The sequence below is a fragment of the Bacillus sp. 95MFCvi2.1 genome (genome assembly GCF_000374965.1).
Taxonomy (GTDB): domain Bacteria; phylum Bacillota; class Bacilli; order Bacillales; family Bacillaceae_G; genus Bacillus_A; species Bacillus_A pseudomycoides.
Genome location: NZ_KB895702.1, coordinates 61,149 through 84,577, shown reverse-complemented (window position 1 = coordinate 84,577; position 23,429 = coordinate 61,149). Strand labels below are relative to the sequence as shown.

The 23,429-nt window shown below is 35.3% G+C and carries 27 protein-coding genes; 20 read left to right on the top strand and 7 right to left on the bottom strand.

Annotated elements, in window-relative coordinates; all coding sequences use genetic code 11:
• Positions 1-6: 6 nt before the first annotated feature.
• The 4 genes from brnQ2 to C568_RS0118020 all read right to left on the bottom strand — a co-directional run bounded on the left by brnQ2 (position 7) and on the right by C568_RS0118020 (position 2,634).
• Entirely contained in the window at positions 7-1,326 is a 1,320-nt protein-coding gene (gene brnQ2 / locus C568_RS0118035; protein WP_018782347.1) for a branched-chain amino acid transport system II carrier protein BrnQ2, read from the bottom strand.
• A 238-nt stretch (positions 1,327-1,564) separates the two neighbouring features.
• Entirely contained in the window at positions 1,565-2,134 is a 570-nt protein-coding gene (gene cotJC, locus C568_RS0118030) for a spore coat protein CotJC (RefSeq protein WP_003195416.1), read from the bottom strand.
• Positions 2,135-2,146: 12 nt separating this feature from the next.
• Positions 2,147-2,410 carry a spore coat protein CotJB gene (locus C568_RS0118025; protein WP_003195420.1) on the bottom strand — a complete coding sequence of 88 codons (264 nt, stop codon included), beginning with the start codon at positions 2,408-2,410 and terminating at the stop codon, positions 2,147-2,149.
• Between the two features lie 8 nt (positions 2,411-2,418).
• Complete coding sequence (locus C568_RS0118020; RefSeq protein WP_016113226.1) at positions 2,419-2,634, bottom strand: spore coat associated protein CotJA; 216 nt, start codon at positions 2,632-2,634, stop codon at positions 2,419-2,421.
• A 111-nt stretch (positions 2,635-2,745) separates the two neighbouring features.
• On the opposite strand from C568_RS0118020, the gene C568_RS0118015 reads away from it, so the two are divergent.
• The 8 genes from C568_RS0118015 to C568_RS34825 all read left to right on the top strand — a co-directional run bounded on the left by C568_RS0118015 (position 2,746) and on the right by C568_RS34825 (position 9,527).
• Positions 2,746-3,117, top strand: coding sequence for a VOC family protein (locus C568_RS0118015; protein ID WP_003195422.1), 372 nt, complete (start codon positions 2,746-2,748; stop codon positions 3,115-3,117).
• A 20-nt stretch (positions 3,118-3,137) separates the two neighbouring features.
• Positions 3,138-3,917, top strand: coding sequence for a DUF2935 domain-containing protein (locus C568_RS0118010; protein ID WP_018782346.1), 780 nt, complete (start codon positions 3,138-3,140; stop codon positions 3,915-3,917).
• Positions 3,918-4,164: 247 nt separating this feature from the next.
• Positions 4,165-4,722, top strand: coding sequence for a spore coat protein (locus C568_RS0118005; protein ID WP_018782345.1), 558 nt, complete (start codon positions 4,165-4,167; stop codon positions 4,720-4,722).
• A gap of 245 nt (positions 4,723-4,967) precedes the next feature.
• Entirely contained in the window at positions 4,968-5,249 is a 282-nt protein-coding gene (locus C568_RS0118000; RefSeq protein WP_018782344.1) for a YkvA family protein, read from the top strand.
• A 10-nt stretch (positions 5,250-5,259) separates the two neighbouring features.
• Positions 5,260-5,865 carry a DedA family protein gene (locus tag C568_RS0117995; protein ID WP_018782343.1) on the top strand — a complete coding sequence of 202 codons (606 nt, stop codon included), beginning with the start codon at positions 5,260-5,262 and terminating at the stop codon, positions 5,863-5,865.
• 644 nt (positions 5,866-6,509) lie between these two features.
• Positions 6,510-8,972 carry a LamG-like jellyroll fold domain-containing protein gene (locus C568_RS0117990; protein WP_033794538.1) on the top strand — a complete coding sequence of 821 codons (2,463 nt, stop codon included), beginning with the start codon at positions 6,510-6,512 and terminating at the stop codon, positions 8,970-8,972.
• A 79-nt stretch (positions 8,973-9,051) separates the two neighbouring features.
• Positions 9,052-9,255 carry a hypothetical protein gene (locus C568_RS0117985; RefSeq protein WP_003195434.1) on the top strand — a complete coding sequence of 68 codons (204 nt, stop codon included), beginning with the start codon at positions 9,052-9,054 and terminating at the stop codon, positions 9,253-9,255.
• 107 nt (positions 9,256-9,362) lie between these two features.
• Positions 9,363-9,527, top strand: a complete 165-nt coding sequence (locus C568_RS34825; RefSeq protein ID WP_042511318.1) for a hypothetical protein — start codon at positions 9,363-9,365, stop codon at positions 9,525-9,527.
• A 29-nt stretch (positions 9,528-9,556) separates the two neighbouring features.
• Here the strand turns inward: C568_RS34825 and C568_RS0117980 are convergent, their stop codons facing one another.
• Positions 9,557-10,960, bottom strand: a complete 1,404-nt coding sequence (locus C568_RS0117980; protein ID WP_003195436.1) for an amino acid permease — start codon at positions 10,958-10,960, stop codon at positions 9,557-9,559.
• 242 nt (positions 10,961-11,202) lie between these two features.
• Between C568_RS0117980 and C568_RS0117975 the strand changes: the two genes are divergently transcribed.
• From C568_RS0117975 to C568_RS0117930, 10 genes are all read left to right on the top strand, one after another.
• Entirely contained in the window at positions 11,203-12,330 is a 1,128-nt protein-coding gene (locus C568_RS0117975) for a cation:proton antiporter (protein ID WP_003205947.1), read from the top strand.
• Between the two features lie 138 nt (positions 12,331-12,468).
• Positions 12,469-12,798, top strand: a complete 330-nt coding sequence (locus C568_RS0117970; RefSeq protein WP_006093639.1) for a hypothetical protein — start codon at positions 12,469-12,471, stop codon at positions 12,796-12,798.
• Positions 12,799-12,827: 29 nt separating this feature from the next.
• A complete protein-coding gene (locus C568_RS0117965) occupies positions 12,828-13,691 on the top strand; it encodes a MurR/RpiR family transcriptional regulator (RefSeq protein ID WP_018782340.1) in 864 nt (287 codons plus the stop codon).
• Positions 13,692-13,852: 161 nt separating this feature from the next.
• Positions 13,853-14,737, top strand: coding sequence for an N-acetylmuramic acid 6-phosphate etherase (gene murQ, locus C568_RS0117960; protein WP_018782339.1), 885 nt, complete (start codon positions 13,853-13,855; stop codon positions 14,735-14,737).
• 23 nt (positions 14,738-14,760) lie between these two features.
• On the top strand, positions 14,761-16,125 hold the full coding sequence (locus C568_RS0117955) for a PTS transporter subunit EIIC (RefSeq protein ID WP_003195446.1): 1,365 nt from the start codon (positions 14,761-14,763) through the stop codon (positions 16,123-16,125).
• Between the two features lie 52 nt (positions 16,126-16,177).
• A complete protein-coding gene (locus tag C568_RS0117950; RefSeq protein ID WP_018782338.1) occupies positions 16,178-17,239 on the top strand; it encodes a DUF871 domain-containing protein in 1,062 nt (353 codons plus the stop codon).
• 201 nt (positions 17,240-17,440) lie between these two features.
• Entirely contained in the window at positions 17,441-17,845 is a 405-nt protein-coding gene (locus C568_RS0117945) for a DoxX family protein (protein ID WP_003195449.1), read from the top strand.
• Positions 17,846-18,140: 295 nt separating this feature from the next.
• A complete protein-coding gene (locus C568_RS0117940; RefSeq protein WP_018782337.1) occupies positions 18,141-18,941 on the top strand; it encodes an MBL fold metallo-hydrolase in 801 nt (266 codons plus the stop codon).
• Entirely contained in the window at positions 18,941-19,345 is a 405-nt protein-coding gene (locus C568_RS0117935) for a nuclear transport factor 2 family protein (RefSeq protein ID WP_018782336.1), read from the top strand. The genes C568_RS0117940 and C568_RS0117935 overlap by 1 nt, the downstream gene beginning before the upstream one ends.
• 84 nt (positions 19,346-19,429) lie before the next feature.
• Positions 19,430-19,915 carry a PRK06770 family protein gene (locus C568_RS0117930; RefSeq protein WP_018782335.1) on the top strand — a complete coding sequence of 162 codons (486 nt, stop codon included), beginning with the start codon at positions 19,430-19,432 and terminating at the stop codon, positions 19,913-19,915.
• A gap of 51 nt (positions 19,916-19,966) precedes the next feature.
• Here the strand turns inward: C568_RS0117930 and C568_RS0117925 are convergent, their stop codons facing one another.
• On the bottom strand, positions 19,967-20,878 hold the full coding sequence (locus C568_RS0117925) for a DMT family transporter (RefSeq protein ID WP_018782334.1): 912 nt from the start codon (positions 20,876-20,878) through the stop codon (positions 19,967-19,969).
• Between the two features lie 390 nt (positions 20,879-21,268).
• Here C568_RS0117925 and C568_RS0117920 point away from each other — a divergent pair, with 390 nt between their 5' ends.
• Together C568_RS0117920 and C568_RS0117915 are read left to right on the top strand one after the other, a co-directional pair.
• On the top strand, positions 21,269-21,763 hold the full coding sequence (locus C568_RS0117920; protein WP_018782333.1) for an Lrp/AsnC family transcriptional regulator: 495 nt from the start codon (positions 21,269-21,271) through the stop codon (positions 21,761-21,763).
• 306 nt (positions 21,764-22,069) lie between these two features.
• A complete protein-coding gene (locus C568_RS0117915) occupies positions 22,070-22,525 on the top strand; it encodes an N-acetyltransferase (protein ID WP_018782332.1) in 456 nt (151 codons plus the stop codon).
• A gap of 62 nt (positions 22,526-22,587) precedes the next feature.
• Here the strand turns inward: C568_RS0117915 and C568_RS0117910 are convergent, their stop codons facing one another.
• The gene (locus C568_RS0117910) at positions 22,588-23,301 is read right to left on the bottom strand and encodes an SDR family oxidoreductase (protein WP_006093650.1); all 714 of its coding nucleotides are present in this window, start codon (positions 23,299-23,301) and stop codon (positions 22,588-22,590) included.
• Positions 23,302-23,429: the final 128 nt, after the last annotated feature.

Genomic DNA, 23,429 nt, shown 5'->3' with positions numbered 1-23,429 from the left:
CTTTCTTTATTTAGTAGAAACTTCACCTTCAGTTTGTGTCTGCGGGATAAAGTATCCGACAATACCTCCAATAATTGCTGGGACAATCCAACCAATTCCTAATTTGTAAAAAGGAATTGTGCTTACAATAGATGTAATAGCAGCTGGCATCATTCCCACATTATCAAGCGCGTGAATGCAGCTAATGATGAATGCAGCGATCATTGCACCGATGTATACAGATGGTTTACGCTTCGTATATTTATCAATAAATGATACAAAAATTAAAATAATTGTAATTGGATAAAGAATAATTAACACAGGTAATGTAATTTTGATTAATAAGCTTAGTCCTAGATTTGAAATGATAAAGCTGAAAATACAAACATATAATACAAGTTTTTTATACGAGACATTAGTTAATATATTTGTAAAATAGTTGGCAAATGCACTAACTACACCAATAGCTGTCGTTAAGCAAGCAAATATAATTGCGATGCTTAGCAAAACATTACCGCTTGTCCCAAATAATTGGTACATAACAGTTGCTAATAGCTGACCGCCGTTTTCAAATTGACCAAGGTTTCCGTTCGATGCTCCGATATAGCCAAGCAAGAAATAAACAATCGTTAAAAAGAAAGCAGCGATACTTCCGCAAATAATTGTGTATTTTGCGATAGAAGCTTTTTCCGTTACACCGTTTTGACGAATCGCATTTACGACAATTGTTGACAAAACGAGAGCACCAATCGCATCTAATGTTAAAAATCCTTCTAAAAAACCTTTGAAAAATGGAATCTCTTTATAATCGCCGACAGGATTTTCAAATGAACCTGTTGGTGAAAGGATTGCCTTCGTTGCCATAACTGCAATAACTCCAAGTAAAATTGGTGTTAATATTTTTCCAATATGATCAACTAATTTAGATGGGTTTAATGATAAGAAGTAAACAACCGTAAAGAAAATAAAGCTAAATAGTAACATGGAGTACCATTGATCATTAAAAAGTGGTGCGATTCCAATTTCATAAGAAACAGATCCAGTTCGTGGAATAACAAATAGTGGGCCGATGGAAAGATAGATAATGATAGCTAGTACTGCTGCGAATTTTGGATGAACACGGCTCGCTAAATTTTTAAAACTACCACCTGCAAGAGCAACGGCGACGATTGCTAATAATGATAAACCTACATCTGTAATAATAAATCCTGAAATAGAAACCCACATGTTTTCTCCTGAAGAAAGCCCAAGAAGTGGCGGGAAAATCATATTACCAGCGCCGAAAAAAACTGCAAATAGCAATAAGCTAATGGAGAGAATTTGCGATGGCTTTAAAGTTGTACGCATGTATAGAAAATCCTCCTAAATATCTTTTTGTCGAAAATTCAAATAATTTGTCGAGTAACTGTTATAATTTTAATCGTCTGATGACTAGAAAGCAACAGGAAACTTTAAAAAATTTTAAAAATAATGCGTTAAGTTGAATAATTATGCCTTTTTGGAAAAACATTGGTATGGAAGTTAGGGAAAGATAGATGGACAATAAAAAATACACATATCAATAGGATATGTGTAGCTGGAAAAATTAAAAATAAATTTTTCGATCGCGTTCTTCTTTTAAAATTTCAACAGCTTCGCGGAAACGCTGAGAATGAACGATTTCGCGCTCACGTAAAAAGCGGAGGCTATCATTTATATCAGGATCATCTGATAAATCAATGAGCCACTGATAAGTTGCTCTTGCTTTTTCTTCTGCAGCAATGTCTTCATATAAGTCTGCAATTGGATCACCTTTTGCTTGTATGTATGTGGCTGTAAACGGAACGCCGCCTGCATTGTGATAAAATAGTGCACTATCATGATTAGCGTACTGAGCATCTAGTCCAGCTGCTTTCATCTGCTCAGGGGTCGCGTCTTTTGTTAATTTATAAATCATTGTTGCAATCATTTCAAGATGAGCAAATTCTTCCGTACCGATATCTGTTAATAAACCTATTACTTGATCAGGAATCGTGTAGCGCTGGTTTAAATAACGGAGAGCGGCTGCCAATTCGCCATCTGCACCACCGTACTGCTCAACTAATAATTTTGCAAGTGCTGGATTACAAGTACTTACTTTTACAGGGTATTGCAATTTTTTTTCATATATCCACATATTTTCTCTCCTTTATATTTGCCATGGCCAAGGACCTTTACTCCATTCCCACGGAGCATTAGAGTAGCTATTACCAAACTGTTGGAGTGGGCCATACTTTTCTTCAATTTTTTGCTTTTGCAATCTTCTTTTATAGGAAAAATCATTAAATTGATTTATCGCTGTAACATCATCTGGATGAGTATCTAGATAAAGCGTAAGTTCAACTAATACAAAATCGAGTTCTTGCAACTCTTTTATCCATTCATAATATTCATCTGGCAGTGTTTGAGTCACGATTCTTGTCACCTTCCTTTCTTATGGGGGCTTTCATAATAATCATAAAGAGCAGGCCATAAAGTGCCTTTTTGTAAGGCGTCTCTTGGAGGGAATTGTGGTAAATTAGTTGGTTGGAATCCCATATATAAATGAGGAGGGGTTGAATAAAATCTCTTTCCAATCGGCGGACAAGGATCTTTTGGACTATGGTAAGGTGTGTAAGATTTCATAAATTTGTCCATAATGCAAACCTCCTTTATAAGTGAAACATTCATCACTATGTATTGTATTCAGACATAATTGTTATTTATGACTCATATAGAAAAACTAGTAGGGTCAAGGAGGAAATGTACGTGGAGACTATTACAAATTGTATTGTATTAGAAGTAAGAAATTTAAAGGAAACATTATATTTTTATGAAGGTATCCTGGGATTTCAGCCGAGTAGACACCGGCCACAATTACATGTGCCTGGCGTTTGGTATGATATTGGTGCAACGAGAATTTGCTTCGTTTTAAATAGGGAAAAAGGCGGGGATTTCGGTGAGGAAGTGCCTTCTTATATAAATTTTAGTTTGCCATTTTGTGATATGGAAAAAGTACGAAAAAAATTAGAGTTCTATTGTGTGTCATTTCAAGAATTAGAGAGCTGTAAAACGGAGAAAAGAGGTATTATTGTACATGATCCTGACCAGTATAGAATTCTAATTGCGCCGAAAGAGTAGATAAGGGGGGAGTTAACCGGATGAATAGTACGTATGAAGAAATCGCGTTGTTTGAACATAAATTCTGGTTGAAGGTTCTTGGCGATCATGCGCAGTTTCTTTTAGATGCTTTAGCTCAAAATGAAAGTGAAGATATTCAAAAAGCGATGTATTTTGTCCAAACATTTGATAGATTCCTCAGTAATATTCATACGGTAAATTTGATTGCATTTGCGAAAGATGCACATAAAGTAGCAGAGGAAATTAGAAAATTTAAGTTAAATATTATACAAAAGCAACTGGAAGGAAAAATTGTCATTCATTTTACACCAACTTTTATTAACCATATGGTGAACGAAGTGGAAGAGTACATAACGGTATTAGAATATTTAATAAAAGGAGAAGTGCCACCTGTTTTTCATGAATTGCATTATCATCTTGCTTGGCTAACGGATGCAGCGGGTCATGCAGGTGCCATTTCAGGTGGATTAGATCTGGTCGAGAAACGACTGAAAGAGAAGAGTGAAGAATATGAAAAGCATTTTGAACAGTTTTATTTAAAAGCTGTGGAAATGACAGGTTACTTACGGGCGGAACTGCATTCTTTTCCAGCTCTAAAAAAATTTACAAAAGATGTTTCATTAGAATTAACACTATTCTCCCGTTTTCTTCACGAATTAGAAGAATTAGAGTTATCTAATCAAGTATTAAGCTTAATATCTGGAAGAATGGCAGACCATATGGCAAGGGAAGAATGCTATTATTTATTGAAACTAGCACAAGCTTCTGGATTAGAGATGCCAAAGTGTAATCCGCTTTAATTTATACCATATAAAGTGAAACTTTAATTGGTGTGGGGCTTTGCCTCACATCAATTATTAGTTGAACCAATCGGGCTTTTACGGGCAGTTGATTCCCCACCTAATTTCTTTGCTTTCGCTGAATTTTGAGGAGGGGTCTTACTGCCCGTTAATGCGGGATAAAAATTCGCAATGATGTGGATTTTTATATGGTATTTTTGTTTTTTTAGGAGATGCTAGAAAGGAATTATAGAAAGGGGGAATAGAAATGCAATTAGCAACGCATGAATTACGTGACTTAAGTGAACTGATAGCGGGAGACTATAACACAATTAATACGATGTCTACATATATACAGCAAGCACAGGATGATGAGTTGAAACAAATGTTACAGAATCATCTTCCTCTTCATGTGCAAGATTATAATTTGAAGGTGGAATTTATACAAGGTGAGACAACTCCAAATATATCAAAGTTTCAGCCGTCTAAATTAAAACCAGTATTAGCTTCGTATACAGAGGCACCTTCACAAGAGTATTCCCCCGTTACACCAAGCGTCATTGCACAACCACCTAATGATCGAGCAATTGCGACTGGATATTTATTGAACCAAAAGTCTTCTGCGTTTAATTGTGCAGGTTCTTTATTAGAGTGTGCGAATCCAGAGTTAAGAACGCTTTTAGAAAATACCTTTTTAAATAGTAGTCACCATGCTTATGACATTTGGCAGTATATGGTGAAGAAAGGGTATTATCAGCTATCACCAGCACCAAGTTCTGAAATGCAAGCCATAGCGAGTATGTATCAGCCTATTAATGAAGGATAACCAAAAAAGATTGACAAGTTCTATCAAATATTTTAAGGTGATTTTATAAGATTGCGTATATAAAGGGGAGTAACTTGTCACAATAAAGTCGTCATTACAGGGAGAAACCCTCGGCTTTATTGGCAACGATTTGTTGTTAGTGAGACCTTTACCAGCAATGGTAAAGGCCCCTTATTGTTTTTTTTAGGACCTTTACTATATTTGGTAAAGGTCCTTTTTGTATGCAGAAAAAGGAGAGGTGAAAAATGAAAAAGTTTATAAACCGATTTCGATTTATGCTTCATTTTCGTCAATTTGGTCCATTTTTATATGACTTTTTTACATCAAAAGAAGTCGCTATGAAAAAGAAAGTATTATCGATTGTATTTTTAATCGGGTATGTCGTATTTCCATTTGATATTATCCCTGATTTTTTGCTATTCTTTGGGGGATTAGATGATATTGCTGTTGTCTTATTTATTTTACAGCGAATTGTGAAAATGGCACCGAAGCACTTACAAGAAAAATATAATTTAAATAAAGGATAGGAGTTCATAAATGGAGCAGTTTATTTTAGATGTAATTGAGTATTTAAAGCAGTTTTCTTATTTCGGTGTAATTCTAGCATTAACATTTGAGTTTATTCCAGCAGAAATTGTGTTGCCGCTTGTTGGATATTGGGTATACGAAGGAGATATGAATTTTTGGCTCGCAGTATTAGCTGGAACGATCGGAGGAACGACGGGGCCGCTAACACTATATGTGCTCGGTTATTATGGTGGTCGACCGTTATTACTGAAATATGGAAAATACTTTTTTATAAAGGAAGAACAGATTCAAAAAGCAGATCATTTCTTTGAAAAATATGGACCAGCTGTGGCGTTTCTTGGCCGATTTATTCCAGGGGTTCGTACACTTATTTCAGTTCCATGTGGAATCGCCAAAATGAACATTTGGCAATTTAGCATATACACATTTATAGCGATGTTGCCACTCACAACGCTATATGTATATGTAGGATTGAAATTAGGACCTCATTGGAAAAAAGCAGGTACGATTGTTGAACAATATACATTACCGATACTAGGGGTTGTTTGTTTCATTGTGATAGGAATGTTCATTTTCAAGTTTGTGAAAAAGAAAAATAAAGCGGAGTCTATGTGAAAGATGATGAGACTTTTGTTTGATTAAAAGTATTTTAGACGATAGAAAAAGTATTGGACTTAAAAGGTGCTTTCATATACAGAAAGCACCTTTTGTAACATAGATTATCTTTTTATATTGTGATTTATGTGATTAAAATCTACTTTTATCCTCCAAACATCTTTTGGTTATCACATAATACTGTTTCTAGATTGTAAATTTAAATCCTTTTATATATTCCAGTAGGGCTAATCGACATCATATCTACTATTTAGTCTAATAGAGATTTAAATGGAACAACTATATATGAGTGATATATAGTTGTTCCATTTCGATTTGCCAACATATAAGTTGCGGCTATGAAGAACAAAAGGTGACCTGCACTCGTTTTTTTCTTTCTTTTTGTTTTAACTTGGCATGGGGCAGGAAGAGGATCTGACCGCTTCTATGCACGGCCGGATGCTCTCTCCCACCTAAAAATAAAGGTTTTATGTCGTTTTTTATTTGTATTTATATAGCTGTTGTGGAACTTTACAGGAAACTGACTGTATGTTTACAAAGATGTAATATTTTTCATTATTCGTTTAAACGAGGTTAATATGTGTTAGATACAATAATCCTTGTACTGAATCAAACATATGAGGAGGATTTACGTGAGTAGGAACATGTTTCAGAAGGTAAAAGGTCTTATTGGATTATTAGCAGTTTTCATTTTAGCGTTTGTATCGTTTCCATGGAACACTTCCGCACAAACGGAAGAGAAGAAACAAGAGGAAAAACCGCAGGAGAAAAAACTTGTCTTTCCGGTTGTAAGTGACGTACATATTAAAAATAGCGGAACAGATGATACGTTCCGTTGGAAAAGAGCGATTGAACAGTTTAATACACTTGCGCCAAAACAAGACGCATTTGTTATCGTTGGTGATTTTACAGATTCAGGGTCTAATCAGCAATATGATCGTTTTATGCAAGTATATAATCAATATGCCAATAAAGATGCAGTGAGAATGAATTCACTTGGAAACCATGATTATTGGAATGGTTTATCGGCAGAGGATGCACAAAAACGTTTCTTAGAAAAGACAGGAATGGAATCTATTTATTATCATAAAGTCGTGAAGGGATATCACTTCCTTGTTATGTCACCAGAAGATGGAACGACACATGGATATTATTCTGATAAACAAATTAATTGGTTGAAAGAAGAAATTGCGAAAGCAAAAGCTGATGATCCAGAAAAACCAATTTTCGTGTTCTTGCACCAGCATATTAAAGAAACTGTGTATGGTAGTCATGAATGGGGAACGAAGGACAGTGCAAAAATTAATGAAGTATTAAAGGATTATCCGCAAGTAATTACATTCTCTGGTCATTCGCACTATCCATTAGATGATCCAAGATCCATTCATCAAAAAGACTTTACATCTGTTGGAACATCTTCAGTAAGTTATATGGAAGTAGAGGGCGGGAAAGTTCAAGGTAATATTCCGCCAGGTGCAAGCGATTTAAGCCAAGGTTTATTAGTAGAGGTAGACGATAAAGAAGTAACAATTAATCGTCGTGATTTCCATACGAATTCTTGGACAGGTGAACCATGGAAGGTTCAACTACCAGCTAAAAAAGAATCGTTTAAACATGTGGAAAGCCGCGATAAAGAAAAACCATCTTTCGAGAAAAATGCAAAGTTAAAAGTTTCAAATGTAACTGAGAGTTCAGTAACAGCGACTTTCCCGCAAGCAGTGGATAATCTACTTGTTCATTCTTATCGTTTACAAGCAAGAGATAAAGAAACAGGAGAAATTAAAAATAAGTTATTAGCATTCTCAGAGTTTTATCGTGATCCAGTGCCAAAAGAACTTACGTTTACATTAGGTGGGCTAGATAGTGGAAAAACATACACGCTAGAAGCAGTTGCGATCGATTCATTCGAAAATGAAAGTGAACAGCCATTACAAGCAGAAGTAACAACGAAAAAAGAAATTATTGATCCGAATGTGAAAGTGCCAAAGGCGGATGTATTTGATGTTAACTTTTTAGATGGTACATTTAAAGATAACTCATCATTTGGAAGTAAAGGCGATGTAAAAGGGAATGTATCAATTGAATATGATAAAGCATTGAAAAAGCATGTAATGAAATTAAATGGAAAAGCAAACACATTTGGCTATATCCCGTTTTCAGCAGCGCAAAAAGAGAAAGTGGCGAATACATTTACATTAGAAACGGTATTTTCTATGAATGAAATTCGCGGTCAAGCTATTATGGAAAATACAGAGAGCGGCGGAATTGGATTCGAATCTACTGGAACTGGATATGTAGAATTATGGGCTCATATTGGTGGTAGCTATAAACGTATAGGTACACAATTAGAGGGAAATAAAACATATCATTTAACAGGAACGTATAATGGAAATGAATTAGCAATCTATGTAGATGGAAAAAAAGTAAATAGTCAGCCAGTGACAGGTAAAGTATATCATCCGAATGTACCATTCACGATTGGTGCAGATCCAACAAGCGATGGTAACGGTGGAGTTCCATTACATGGACAAGTGGCGCTTGCAAAATTATATAGTAAAGCACTTACTTCATCTGAAATAGTAGCGGCATACAATGAGTTTACAAATCGCACAAAACTAGAAGAATTAAATGCTTTATATGAAGAGATTGGTAAAGCAAAAGAAACATTAGCCGGTTCTTATGAATTCGGTGAAAAGCTGGGCCAATATTCACAAGCTGCCTTTACAGAATTACAAACAAGTTATAATGGAGCAAAAGCAGTATTTGAAAATATGGCGACGACAGGTGAGCAAGCAGTTGGGGCATATCAGAGTTTAAAAACAGCACATCAAACATTTGTTCAATCAAAAGTAGTTGACCAAAAACCAGAAACGCCAAAAGAGAAATTACAAAAAACAATTGATGCAGCAAAAGCTTTATTAGCGAAAGTTCAAGTAGGACAAGAACCAGGACAATATCAAGAAGTTCCAGTTAAAGCATTAGAAGGAAAAATCAAAGTAGCGGAATCTGTAGTAAAAGATACAAAAGTAAAAGATCAGTATGTAGAAACAATGAATCGTACATTAGAATATGCGATGCAGCTTGTTGAAAAGAGTGTAAATAAGTAAACAAAAAAAGAAGCTTGTCATGGCAAGCTTCTTTTTTGTTATACTAAAAGTAGAAAGACAGGATAAGGGAGCGAAAGATTTGGAAGAGCAAAAGCTAAAAAGAATTCTTGAATATGTATGGATTGCAGTTGTGCTCCTTGTTGGATATTATTTTTTGAAAGATAAAAGCAAATGGGTTCTGTTTTTAATGACTTTTCTATTAGCAGGATTAGGAGCATTGTTTATTAACTTTTTCTTTGATAGTGTAACTGCATGGAAAAAGAAAAAGAAGGAAACAAAATAATAAAGTGAAACTTTAATCAGTGGGGGATTTCTTCATCCCCCACTGATTGCTAGCCCACACTAATCGGGCTTTTGTGGGCAGTTCATGCGGGATAAAAGAGAATGGATATGCGAAACTGGAAGCTTGTGTACCAATTGGTTGTAATGATGATTGTAATTACGATTGGTATTGTAAATTACTCGTCATCAATAAGAAATTGTGCCTGGTTTACAGCTTGCATCGACATATTGTTCATTCTACAAACGTTAACAAAAAAACAAACTCGAACGTAAAGCAGCTCGCTAATATAGCGAGCTGTTTTTCATGCTTTTTTTTGTTCACCATTATTTTCTTTGGTCAGTAAATGGCTATTACGTCTAGAGTAGAAGAAATATACACATAGTCCAATGACAAGCCAAACAGCAAATCCTTTCCAAGTTGTTGCAGAAAGGTTAATCATTAAATAGAGACAACAACAAATTGCAACAATTGGTAATATAGGTACGAATGGTGCACGGAAACCTCTTTTTAAATCTGGGTGTGTTTTGCGTAAAATAAGTACAGCAAAGCAAACGAATGTAAAGGCTGTTAGTGTACCGATGTTCACTAAATTTGCAAGTAGATGTAAATCTAGTAATCCTGCTAATAAAGCTGCTGCAATGCCAGTAATCCACGTATTTAATAGAGGTATTTTAACTCTTTGATTCACGCGAGCTAATGCTTTTGGAAGTAGCCCGTCACGGCTCATTGCATAGGAAACGCGAACTTGCCCATACATAACGACTAAAATAACGGTTGTCATTCCTGTCATTGCACCGACAGCTAATAATCCAGCAATGGTGTCTTCACCAACGAAATGAAGCGCAAAAGCAACTGGATCTGAAACATCTAGTTGTGTATAAGGAACCATCCCTGTTAAAACAAAGGATACAATCATATAGAGTACCGTACAAATGAGAAGGGAACCGATAATTCCAATTGGTAAATCTCGCTGTGGTTTTTTCGTTTCTTCAGCAGCTGTTGCAATGGCATCAAATCCTAGAAAAGCAAAAAATACTGTTGCTGCACCTGTAATAATCCCATCATATCCAAATGGTAAAAACGGTGTCCAATTTTCCGGTTTGACGTATTTTGCACCTGCTACGATAAAGGCAATAATCACTGCTAATTTAACTAATACCATAATATTATTAATACGAGCACTTTCGCGTACACCGAAGCTAAGAAGCAGTGTAATAAAAAGTAAAATACATACAGCTGGTAAATCGATTATTCCGCCTTTTCCCATTCCAGGGGCCGAGGCGATAATGGCGGGTAGATGAATATTAAATCCGGAAAGTAACGATTGTAAATATCCTGACCATCCGACAGCAACCGCCGCAACTGCCAGTAAATATTCTAGCATTAAACACCAGCCAACAATGAAGGCAACGACTTCTCCAACTGTCATATACGCATATGTGTAAACGCTTCCTGAAATAGGGATAGAAGAAGCAAATTCTGCATAGCAGAAGGCCACACATGCACAGGTAAATGCAGCAATAAGAAAAGATAGCATAATACCAGGACCAGAATGTTTGGCCGCAACAATTCCTGTTAAGACGAAAATACCTGTCCCAATTACAGCTCCAATTCCTAAAAAGGTTAAATCTAACGCAGTTAACGTTCTTTCTAATTGCCGTGGTGATTCAGTAGTAAGTGGTTTTTTTCGTAATAATGATTTCACTTGGACTCTCCCCTCATTCTTCGATTTTCACAACTGCGAATATAATACGAGCCCACTGCAAAATAGTCCATAAGCGAATAGAGGTACAGTTGTGTGCTTTGATAAAAAATCTAGAATTGCTGTAGTCATTTTATTATAATTCAGAATATTTTGTCAAATAAAAATAAAACAAATAAAATCTTAGATGTAAGGAAAAACTAACACCAAAAATAGATGTATTTTATAAAGTAGGAGAAGATATTATGCTGTTTTATTTTGAAATTGTCGTTATTTTACTTTGTACGAAATTAGCTGGTGATATTAGTGTTAGACTTGGTCAACCATCGGTACTAGGAAAATTAATTGTTGGAATTATTATTGGTCCCGCTGTTTTTGGAATTATTAATAGTTCTGAACTTATTGATGAACTTAGTGAAATTGGTGTTCTGTTACTCATGTTTATGGCAGGATTAGAAACTGATTTGGAGGAATTAAATCGTAATTTGAAATCTTCATTCGCAGTAGCGATGGGAGGTATCATTTTTCCTTTCCTCGGCGGATATTTGGCGGGACTCGCATTTGGGATGTTACAATCACATGCTATTTTCCTAGGATTACTGCTCTGTGCAACATCAGTGAGTATTTCTGTTCAAACATTGCGAGACTTAGGGAAAATGAATACAAGGGAAAGTACAACGATTTTAGGGGCTGCTGTATTTGATGACGTTATCGTTGTTATTTTATTAGCCTTTGTTATGAGTTTTTTAGGCACACAAGATGTGAGTATTACACTTGTTATCGCTAAGAAAATCATTTTTTTCGTAAGTATTGTTTTCATTGGATGGAAAGTGGTTCCGTGGATTATGAAAATGTTGGTGCCGCTCCGTGTGTCAGAGGCGTTAATTAGTGCAGCACTTATTATTTGTTTTTCATTTGCTTACTATAGTGAGCAAATGGGGATTGCTGGTATCATTGGTGCATTTGCTGCGGGGATTGCCATTTCACAAACAACATATAAACACGAAGTAGAACATAAAATAGAACCGATTGCTTATGCGATTTTTGTACCAATCTTTTTTGTTAGCATCGGGATGGAGATTACATTTCAAGGTATCGGAAACCAAATTTGGTTTATTGTCATCATGACGATTGTTGCCATTATCACAAAGCTAGTGGGATCAGGCTTAGGAGCGAGGTTAACAGGTTTTAACTTAAAGTCTTCGATTAGCATTGGGGCTGGGATGGTATCGCGTGGAGAAGTAGCACTTATTATTGCAGCAAATGGACTTGCAGCAAATTTGTTAGCGAAAGAAAATTTCACTGCAATTGTAATTGTTGTTATCCTTACGACGATTATTACACCACCGTTATTGAAGAAGTATTTTGTGTAAAGAAAGGGCTTATCGAATGTCGATAAGTTCCTTTTTTTTGATTGTGAAATGTAATATGAACTCAATTGAAAATAGAGTTTCTATGTAGTAATTGTGTTAAAATTTATGTGTGCTTTAGTACTAGAAGGAGAAAAATGAATGAAAATTACATGGAAAAAAGTTATATGTGTAGTTGTAATTCTTTTAATGTGTTTGCCATTTACATTAGGAAAAGAATCAAAAGTTAAAGATTTTCCTGTTTCTGTTTTCTCTTCTTATATTGCAGGAGATGATTCGAAAGGATATAGATACACTTCCTTTTTGCCTGATGCTGCAATTTGGATAAATGGATGGGAAAAGAAGTGGTCGGAAGGAGAAAGGACGGTCTATCAAAAAGGAGATCGAATTGTAAATGTGTTTCATCCTCCTGGTGAAGATGTCTTTTATCTTTATGATTCGCAAGATATGGAATTGGGATATGAAAAATAAAAGCAACCGTAAGGAATGGGGGATGAATGGTGAAACCATCAACGCTACTATTTAAAATAGAAAATCATATGAATCAATTTTCACCAGCTGAAAAAAAGGTTGCCAAGTATATAATGGAGAATGCAGAATTTGTTCCTAATTTAACAACAAAGGAAGTTTCTAATAATGCAGGATCCAGTGAAGCAAGTGTCGTACGCTTTTGTAAAACGATTGGTATAGGAAGTTTTAAAGCTTTTAAGTTAGCGCTTGTTAGAGAATTAACAATTGCCGATTATAATATTAATGATTTTTCAGTGATGAACACAGAGGATAGTCCGTTTGATTTATTCAATAAAGTTACATATGTCAATAAGGCTGCGATTGAAGCGGGTATTACTGCTATTGATAAAAAAGAGTTAGAAAAAGCAGCAGATGCCATTTTAGGAGCAAAGAAAATATTATTTTATGGAGTGGGTGGATCAGCTACGCCAGCAATGGATGGAGCGTATAAGTTTACTCGTCTAGGGTTTACGGCTATGATGCTATCTGATTTTCATATGATGCTCCCGCTTGTTACTAACTTAAAACAGGGAGATATATTTGTCGCTCTTTCAACATCTGGCCGGACGAAGGATGTACTAGAAATGGCGCAATATGCTAGTAGACAAGGTGCTACTGTTATCGCTATTACAAAGCTAGATCAATCGTCTCCGTTATATAAAGAATCACATATCCGTCTTTGTATGCCAGATGTAGAACAAGATCATCGCATTGCAAGTATTGCTTCAAGAATGACGCAACTTAATATAATTGATGCTTTGTATGTGATTACATTTAATAGGATAGGTAATCAAGTATTGGATAAATTTACAGAAACAAGAGAAGAAGCAGTACGATTACGGAAATTGAAGTAAAGGAAAAGATGAGATGAAACTCATCTTTTTATTTTGGTTAAATAGACACAATTTTGTTATAAAAAGAAATTTAGTTTCATAAAATGTAATATAAATATTGATTTTAAGTTTCGTGAAGTTATAATAAAAGTGTGAAATTAAATTTCAAAGAAGGTGAGAATATGTTAGAGAATTTATCAACAGAACACCGAAATGAAAATACGATGAATTTAGACGAGATGAGCATAAGAGAAATTTTACAAACAATGAATCGAGAAGATTGTAAAGTCGCTGTAGCGGTTGAAAATGAAATCGAACAAATTGAAAAAATTGTTCAAAGTGTTGTTTCATCTTTTCAAAATGGTGGACGATTAATTTATATTGGCGCTGGTACAAGCGGACGACTAGGAATTTTAGATGCTGTCGAGTGTCCACCGACATTTGGGACAGATGAGAAACAGGTACAAGGATTTATAGCAGGTGGATTGAAAGCGTTTACTAAAGCTGTGGAAGGTGCAGAGGATCGAGAAGATCTTGCAGTAGATGATTTAAAGGCGATTCAGTTAAGTAATAAGGACACTGTTATTGGAATCGCTGCAAGTGGTAGAACACCTTATGTAATTGGTGGATTAAAATATGCAAATTCTACGGGAGCAAGTACAGCTAGCATTTCCTGTAATAAGGGAGCAGAGGTAAGTAAATTTGCAAAAATTAGCGTGGAAGTAGAGACAGGTGCAGAAGTGTTAACAGGATCTACACGCTTAAAGGCTGGAACCGCACAAAAGTTAGTACTGAATATGATTTCAACTGCTTCTATGATTGGCGTAGGGAAAGTCTATAAAAATCTAATGGTTGATGTTCAGTCGACAAATGAAAAGTTAGTCGAGCGTTCCAAACGAATTATTATGGAAGCGACGGGAGTAGATTACAAAGAAGCGGAAGCATATTACGAAAAAGCAAAGCGTAATGTGAAAGCAGCAATCGCCATGATATTACTACAGTGCGAATATGGGGAAGCACTTGAAAAATTAACAGATGCGAAAGGATTTGTGAAAAAGGCATTATAAAAAGTGGGGAGGGGGATTTTACAATGAAGAAAGAACAGCGGATGGCAAAAGAGATTACAGAGCAACTTGGGGGAACGAAAAATATTCGTGGTATTGCACATTGTATGACGAGGTTACGTTTAACACTTCATGATGAAAGTAAAGTAAATATGGAACTTTTGAAAAAAGTAGACGGTGTCATGGGTGTGATTGAAGATGAAACATTGCAGGTCGTAGTTGGGCCTGGAACTGTAAATAAAGTAGCAGCCGAAATGGAGACTTTGACAGGGTTACGAATTGGTGATGTTGCTGATTACCACCTTGAAGATCTTGGCCAAGAGATGAAATCAGCAATCAAGAAGAAAAATAATACGCCTGTTAAAAATTTATTAGGAAAAATCGGTAATATTTTCATTCCATTAATTCCAGGTCTTGTTGCATCAGGAATTATAAATGGGGTTGCCAACTTTGCTAAAAATGCGGGGGCAGATCCAAATGCAACATGGCTGCAAATGTTACTTTTAATTGGCGGTGGTATTTTTACATTCTTAGGTATTCTAGTTGGCTGGAATACGGCAAAAGAATTTGGCGGAACTCCGGTTCTCGGAGCGATTGCAGGTATTTTAATTTTCAACCCAGCTATGGCAAATGTGAAACTATTTGGTGAAGCAATGGTGCCGGGGCGCGGTGGATTATTCGCTGTAATCTTTGCAGCATGGCTTATGGTTGTAGTGGAAAGACAAGTACGAAAGGCAGTACCGAATGCAGTGGATATTATAGTGACTCCGCTTATTACGGTATTAGCAGTGAGCTTAGTAACGATGTTAGCAATTCAACCAGTGGCTGGTTTCCTATCTGATGGAATTACAAGTGGTATTAACGCAATTTTAAATGTCGGGGGAGCGGTCGCAGGAGCTGTACTCGCAGGAACATTTTTACCGCTCGTTATGGTGGGACTACATCATGGTCTAACACCTATCCACATGGAATTTATTAATCAAACTCATGTAACACCGTTACTACCGGTTTTAGCGATGGCAGGAGCGGGGCAAGTTGGGGCAGCGATTGCTATTTATGTAAAAACGAAAAATAAGCGTCTTCGTAATGTAATTAAAGGAGCACTACCGGTTGGTTTCTTAGGAATTGGCGAACCTTTATTATATGGGGTCACATTACCACTTGGTAAACCGTTTATTACGGCTTGTTTAGGTGCAGCTGTTGGCGGTGCATTCCAGGCAGTTATGAAAACGGCTTCACTCGGAATTGGTGTATCAGGATTATCGTTAATTCCGTTAATCGCTGATAATAAATATTTATTATATTTTCTTGGTCTTGTCATTGCTTATGTATTTGGTTTTATCTTTACGTATTTCTTCGGGTTTAAAGAGGAAATGGCAGAGAACATATAGAGAAAGGGATTCCTTTCTCTTTTTTTCATGATAAGTAGAAGGAGAGATTACTATGATAGGAGTTTCAATATATCTTTCAAAGGACCGGATAGAAGAGCAAGAAAAATGGTTGAAAACGGTAAGCGAATACGGCTTTACGTCTATTTTTACTTCTCTTCATATTCCAGAAGACGATCCTACAACTTATAAAGAGTTAATACAAATACTTGGGAAGCAAGCGGAAAAATATGAGATGGAACTAATGGTGGATGTTTCACCAAATTCTTTACACCATTTAGGTCTTATGTATGAAAATGTGGAACAGCTATTAGATTGGGGGATTACTGGGTTACGTATTGATTATGGTATAAATCCGAAACAAATTGCACGTATATCACACAAAATGAAGATTGCATTAAATGCTAGTACAATTACTGAATCATTTTGGAATACGCTTCTTGAGGAAAGTGTGAGAGTAGATTGTGTAGAAGCATGGCATAATTTTTATCCACGTCCTGAAACAGGGCTTGCTAAATCATTTTTACAAAAGCAAAATCAATTTTTGCGTGAATGCGGTATAAAAACAATGGCATTTATTCCAGGTGATGGTGAAAAAAGAGGACCTTTATATGAAGGGCTTCCTACATTAGAAAAACACCGATATATGCGCCCGCTTGAGGCATATTTGGAACTTGTGGAAGATTGCTTCGTTGATAAAGTATTAATTGGAGATATAAGTGGGAGTTTACAAAGTGTACAAGAAATTACAAGTGCAAATAAAGGGATTATTCCAATACGTTATAAACCGCTGATTAGTGAAAGAGAAGTATTAGAAACAGTAGAGCGAGTACATACGAATAGGCTTGATCCAGCGCGTGATGTCATTCGTTCTGTAGAATCAAGAGAAGGACATACTGTTATTTTACCAGCGATGAATACAGTTCAAAGAAAGATAGGGAGTATTACAATTGATAATGAACTGTACGGTAGATATGCAGGTGAAATACAAATCGTTATAAATGATCTATCAGAAAATGAAAAGGTGAACGTAATTGGAACGGTTTTCGAGGAAGATCTATCATTATTGTCTTACGTAAATGCAGGAAAGAAATTTGAACTTATCTCAAAAGAATAGAAAATTATTGATGTTTTTTCGAATGTATTTCCACATGTCGAGCCTTGTAGGAGTGCTATTTTTTGTTAAACATTATCCGTAAAATGGATAATGTTTTTTTATTTCTATTAAAAAAAGTATTTGACGAATAAAAAGAAACAATGTATTGTTTTGTCTTGTGAATAAAATGTTTATATAACAAAACAAAAAGGAGAGTTTAGAATGAATCAATATATTGGTAATTTAATTATTCGTATTGTGTTAGGAGTTACGTTCTTTGCACATGGCTTAGCAAAGTTTCAATCAGGTATTGATAATGTAGCAGGTTGGTTTACAAGCATTGGCTTACCAGGTGGTCTCGCATATGGGGTTGCAACATTTGAATTAGTTGGTGGTCTATTATTAATCATTGGCTTAGGTGTTAGATATGTGGGATTATTATTTGCTCTTATCTTGGTTGGTGCAATTGTAAAGGTAAACGGAGCAGCTGGTTTATTAGGAGACGGAAAGAATCCTGGATATGAATTAGATCTTGCATTATTAGCAATGGGTGCGTATTTATTTGTTGTAAAAGCAGAAGGGTATGTAGATCGTTTCTTAAAAGAAAAAGTACTCAAAGCAAAATAAATTATTATATAAAGCACTGTTCTTTTCTGAAGAAGATTTATGAAAAGAACAGTGTTTTTGTATATATCTATTTTGCTGGGGAATTTTTTGGATATTAAAGTATTGACTTGGCACTTAGTTGTAACTATAATTATTACAACGGAGTAATTAGCAATGAAGTGTGAGTTGTAAATAGATAGCATATTTTTTTGGTCTAGTTGTAACTATTTCAGTTACAACTTAGGGTTATTATAACAAGTAAGGAAATATAAAATAATAAAAGTGTAAATGTATATAGAAAAATGGAGGAAACAACATGTCAAAATTACATTTAGAAGTCTTTACAGGATCTGAACAAGCCTTTCAAGTTACATCAACGATCATTTATGGAGAGAAAGATGCAATTCTTGTGGATGCACAATTCTTATTAAGTGATGCACACCGTTTAACAGCTCAAATTATTGAAACAGGAAAGAACTTAACTCATATTTATATTACGCATTTTCATCCAGACCATTATTTTGGCTTAAATGTATTACATGAAGCATTTCCAAATGCAAAAATTGTAGCGTTGCCAAATACCGTAGAAGATATTCGAAATACATTTGAAAAGAAAGTTGAGCAATGGAAACCGTCTATTGGACATAATGTCCCTCATCAACCTATTATTCCCGAGGAGTTAAAAGAAGATAAGCTTATTTTAGAAGGGAACGAACTGCTTGTTAAAGGTGGTTTACAAGGTGATACACCTAATAACAGTTATGTATGGATTCCGTCATTAAAGGCTGTGATTACAGGGGATATTGTTTATAACAACACATTCGCATGGACGTTAGAAACGGATGTAAAAGCTCGTACTAAGTGGTTAGAAACATTACAAGAAATTGAAAACCTACATCCAGAAATTGTTGTAGCTGGTCATCGTGATTATGATACACCAAATACAGCAGATGCGATTGAACATACTCGTAAATATTTAATCGCATTTGATGAGGTTCTTGCGGAAAAACTTTCAAGTGAAGAAATTCAAACTGCAATGAAGAAACACTTTCCAAATGTAAAAGCACTAGAAATCGGACTTGTTTTAGCAGCAAATGCATTTGGAGGGAAGAAATAATGGAACAAAAAACAAATTTAGAGATTATCCGAAGCACATATGAAGGGCCATCTTCTTCAAATGCAAAACATTTACTAGAAGCTCTTTCTGAAAAAGTAGAATGGACAGAGGCGGCTGGTTTTCCTTACGGTGGGACATATATTGGTGTGGAAGCGGTAATGGAGAATGTATTTAGTCGTTTAGGATCGGAATGGAATGATTATAAAGCAAGCGTAAATACGTATCATGAGGTAAAAGGAAAAGACGTTATTATTGCTGAAGGTGTGTATTCAGGAGTCTATAAAGAAACTGGCAAAGCATTTGAAGCAGATTTCGTTCATGTATGGCAGCTTGAGAATGGAAAAATCGTAAAGTTCAAGCAATATGTAGATAGTCATGTTGTTAGAGAAGCGATGAAAGCTTAAAAATGATAAACAAATGGAATCGGCTATTTGCAGGCTATTCCATTTGTTTTTGTAACAATTAGAGGAGATATCAAAATACATAATATGAAAAAATGGATAATAGGGACGATTACGACTATCGCAATTGTAATGGGTGTTATATTTGGCGCTTATAAATTTCTTGAGTATGCCGAAGTAGAGGATAAACGTTTAAAGGAGCAGAAAGTAATTGCTCAAAAGGAAAAGAAGGTAGTGGAAGAAACGCCGCGAGTTAGTGAAGATGAAATCATATCTACTATGCATAAGATGGTACATCAAAAAGTAAAATCCTCTGAGAAATGGGGATTTATTGAAATGACACAAAAGGAAATTCGTAATGCTAAGAAAGCTGTAGAGAGTAGCAAAAATTTTAATTATAAATCAAAATTACTTTCCATTTTAGAACGCTGGGAAAGAGGGGATTTTTCGCAAACAGTTGAGGAACATAACTTTTTTTGGGAAATTCAAGGCGGTGATACTGGAAAAGCAACAGAACGTTTATCGCCAGCAGAGGAACAGCAGTATTTAAAAGAAATGAGAAGTAAAAAGTGAAGAATGTAAAAACATCGCCATTATGTTAAAGATAATGGCGATGTTGATCTATTAAGAGTGCTGCCGTACTAAAGTTTGGCTAGGCTGATGAGCAACTGTTTTAAAATGAGAAAATAAATAACAGCCAGTAACAACGATAATCGTCCCAAAGATTTGGATCCAAGTTAGTTCTTCTCCTAAGAAAAGAAACGCTAAAATGGCAGTGAAAATTGGATTGAAATTTAGGAAGATACCTGATGTAGTTGCTCCTAATTTTTGAACGCCAATATTCCAAAACACCATACAGACCACAGTTGAAATTAAGCCTGTGTATAGTAGTGAAGTGATAAATGAAGCATTAATATGAGAGACCGTAAAGTTTGGTATATTAAATGGAAGCAATATGATAACGCCAAAAACTCCTGAATACAAAGTTGCCATCATCGGCGTAGTTGTTTTTGTTGCCCATTTACTACAAACAGAATAAATGCCCCAAATACAAACCGCAGCCATCATCCACAAATCTCCACTATTAAAATGTAATGAAAATAACAGTGCGATATTTCCTTTTGAAAGGACGAGAATTACACCAAAAAAAGAAAGAATCATAGAAAGAATTTGAAGTATATTTATTTTTTCCTTTAAGAATAAAGATGAAAAGAGTGCAATTGAAATCGCGTTTAACGTAGAAATAAGTCCAACGTTTGTTGCGGATGTTTCTTCTAACGCTAAGAATTGAAAAATGTTAAAGAGAACAACGCCAGTGACTCCCATAAGTAGTAAGGGAAGAATTGCAGCGCGCGGTGGAACAAGTTTCTTTTCTTTAAACCAAACAATTGGTAATAGACAAACAATCGCAATGATCCATCTTAAACTTGTGAGAGTCATCGGAGAAGCATGATCGACAAGAGATTTTCCAACGACAAAGTTCCCCCCCCATAGTAAGCTTGTTAGCAATAATAAAAATACATAAAAATAAGGCATAGTTTGGAACTCCTTTTATTAGTGTATAAATTGAAAAACTGATAAAAAACCTTTCTTTTTTGGGGGAAGAGAGGATCCGTCCATGGATAGAAGCGGTCAGGTCCTTTTTTAGCCCCATGCCGAGAAAAAACAAAAAGAGAAAATGAGTGTATGTCCTTTTCTGTTTTCATAGCAGTGACTTATGTGTTGAAAACACAAAATGGATTTATATCGTATGAATTGTAAATAATTTTAGCATTTTTCTTTGTTATCTAATATATTCTTTTGTATAATGGTGAAAATTCAATAAAATGTTTTGTTAAGGATTATAATTAAGAAATTTTATTCAATTTCATTCAGTGTATTATATGTTTTTCCGAAGAATCGTCGGTAAAGAAAAGGAGGGTTTTTATGGAGTCATCAGTTATTAAAGTGTTAGATGATTTAGACGTACAAATTTTAGATATTTTACAAAAGGAGTCACAAGTAAGTAATGCCGAACTTGCGCGTCGTGTTAATTTATCACCAGCTGCTATGCATGCACGAATAAAAAGGCTAGAAGGGGAAGGTTTCATTGATAAACAAGTCGCAATCCTAAATCAAGAGAAACTTGGATTTGATTTGTTGTGTTTTATTTTTATGAGTACGAATATTCATCAATCTGAAAAACTAGAGGTATTGGAAAGAGAACTGAAATCTATGCCTGAAGTGCTGGAGTGTCATTGTTTAACAGGTGAATATGATTATTTACTAAAAGTCGCGAACCGAGATCGAAAGGAACTGGAGCATTTTATTAGGAAGTTAAATAAGCTCGGAATTACAAGGATACAAACGAGCTTAGCGCTGCGTGAAATTAAGTATTCTACAGTATTACCGATAAGAGATTCGAAAACAAGTACTGAATGAGATATAAAACCATTTTTTAGATGGGAGAGAGGGTCCGATCATGCGTAGAAGCGGTCAGGTCCTTTTTTAGCCCCATGCCATGTGAAAACAAAGGGAGAAAATGAGAGAGGTCTTTTTTTATTTTCATAGCATCGACTTGTATGTTGAAAAAGCAAAATAATTTAATATAGGACTTATTTTTTGGAATGAGTATATCTAAAATTCAGAATAATAATTGACGTGTTTAAGGAGTGGGTGTATTATTATATAAATTTATGAATTAATATACATTTTAAGTTATAAATATTTAATTTGAGGAGATAAATCATGCGAATTTCAAATGCAATTACAAGTGATGTGAAAGAAATATATAACTTAATAGAAATATATTCGAAAGAGGGAGTTGTTCTACCGCGCTCACTTTTGTCCCTTTATCAGTATTTACAGTGTTTGTATGTTGTGAAAGAGGAAGGAGAAATTTTGGGAGTTGCTGGTTTACATGTTTTAGGAGAAGATCTTGCCGAAATACGATCATTAGTCGTATCGGATATATATGCAGGTAAAGGGTTAGGACGTATGTTAGTCAATCATGTAATAAGTGAGGCTTCTAAAATAAAGGTAAGAAGGGTCATTTCTTTAACGTATCAAACTACATTTTTTAAGAAGTGTGGATTTGATTTTGTTGATAAGGAATCGCTACCTGAAAAAGTGTGGATTGATTGCAGACATTGTCTGAAATTTGATTGTTGTGATGAAGTTGCGATGATTCGGTATGTGATTTGAGGTTTAGTATGAAATAGATAATTAAGATAAACAGAAGGAGGAGGGGATAGCCTCCTCGTTAATTAAATTAATGTATGTCCACCTTCAACATGAAGAGTAGTTCCAGTGACAAATTGATTTTGCATTAGATATAGTACACCATCAGCTACATCTTTTGCCTGTCCAACTCGTTTGACAGGGAGTTTATTTGCTATCTCCTTATAGAATTTGTCCCGCGCTTTCAGCGGCATTTTGCTACGTGACGGTGTATCAATAATGCCAGGAGAGACGATATTTACGCGAATAGGAGCGAGTTCTAATGCTAATGTTTCTCCAAGATTAGAGACTGCTGCATTTACTGCACCAAGCGTAGCTGAACCAGCCATTGTTTTATAGGCAACTACGCCTGAAAATAATGTGATTGATCCGTCTTTCGTAATCTTAGGTGCACCATATTTTGCAGCATAGAATTGTCCCCAAAATTTATTTTCGAACAACTGGCGCGTTTTGCTTACTTCTGTATCAAGGAAAGCTCCTCCGAATGTTTCAGCTGCTGTAATAACTAAATGATGGATTGTATTTATTTCTTCAAAGAATGACTGTACTTGTTGCTCGTTTGTTATATCAAGTGTATAAGTTGTTACATTTCCCGCTAATACCTTTTGTGCCTCTTTTAATTTGTCTTCGGATCGGCTGGCGATAATAACATCTGCACCTTGCGCTAATACCAATCTTGCTGTTTCTAAACCAATACCTGAACTCCCGCCAATAATAGCTACTTTTTTTCCTTTTAGCATCTTTATGCCTCCTAATTATTTCGTTTTTACTTTGTTGCCATCATTGTAGTTTGAAGAATTCCATATTTGAAGTAGTGATATTTATTTCATATAGTTACATTTCGGAAAGTTTTTTATTATATAAGGGG